Source organism: Lysobacter humi (ex Lee et al. 2017) (assembly GCF_054781815.1).
Genome location: NZ_BAAGTR010000011.1, coordinates 1 through 988, shown reverse-complemented (window position 1 = coordinate 988; position 988 = coordinate 1). Strand labels below are relative to the sequence as shown.

At 67.3% G+C, this 988-nt stretch carries 1 protein-coding gene; it reads right to left on the bottom strand.

What is annotated here, in order from left to right; translation table 11 throughout:
• Positions 1-742 (bottom strand): outer membrane beta-barrel protein (locus ACYVJJ_RS11010; RefSeq protein WP_460833556.1); only part of this gene is annotated, 742 nt, incomplete at its 3' end.
• Between the last annotated feature and the right edge of the window lie 246 nt (positions 743-988).

The window sequence follows — 988 nt, the reverse complement described above, 5'->3', positions numbered from 1 at the left end:
GCAGGTCGATCGTCACCGGCACCGGGCAGCCGTCCGGACCGATCGCCTGGCCCGCCTGCGAACCCGGGCACTTGTCGTCGCAGTTGTTGACGCCGTCACCGTCGTCGTCCTTGTCGGCGCACGTCGGGGCCGGGGCGGCCGGCGGAGCCTCGACGGCCTCCGGGCCCAGCGGGAAGACGACACCGACCGAGGCCAGCAGGTCGCCGAACCAGTCTTCTTCCGGGTTGGCGATGCTGGAGTCGTCCGCGACGAGGCGGTAGGCCAGCTCGGTGCGAACGCGGATCGGACCCGCGTTCGACTGGATGCCCGCGCCGATCTTGCCGGCGAACGCCGTGTCCTCACGCTCGCCAGGCGAGTTCGGGCTCGGGAAGGCGTTGAACTCTTCCTCGACGCGCTGTGCGCCTGCACCGAGGACGATGTACGGATTCCAGTTGCGGCCCTCGGCCATGAAGTGGCGGCGCGCGTCGACGGAGATGCCGTACTGGCTCCACCAGAGATCCTGGTTCGCGGTGAAGCGCGGGTTCTGGTAGTCGAGCTGGACGTCGAGCGACCAGTTCGGGCTCACCATCTTGCCTGCGCCGAGCGCGACGAACGGCGCGTTGTTGGTCTGGCGATCGGCGTCCTGAAGGTTGAAACCGGTCGAGCCGGTCAGGTACCAGCGGTCGTCGAACTCCTGGGCGCCGGCGACCTGGGCGAACGCCAGGCCGGCGAGCAGGGCGGTGCTCAGCATGCGGATCTTCATTGGAACTCCTCGAAGTCAGTGGCGGCCAGGACGGTCCTGAACAGGCCGGCCTGAATCATTGCACGACCGGCCGTATTTGTTAACAAGGCTTAACACACGGCTTCCGACGAACGGCGTGCCGTTAGACGAAGCCCGGCGAGATGCCGGGCTTCGTGTACAGCGGAGCGGTGATGCCTTACGAGTTCTGGACGTTGAGCTCGGTGCGGCGGTTACGCTCGTTCTTGCACTCCGGCAGCGTCTGCGGGG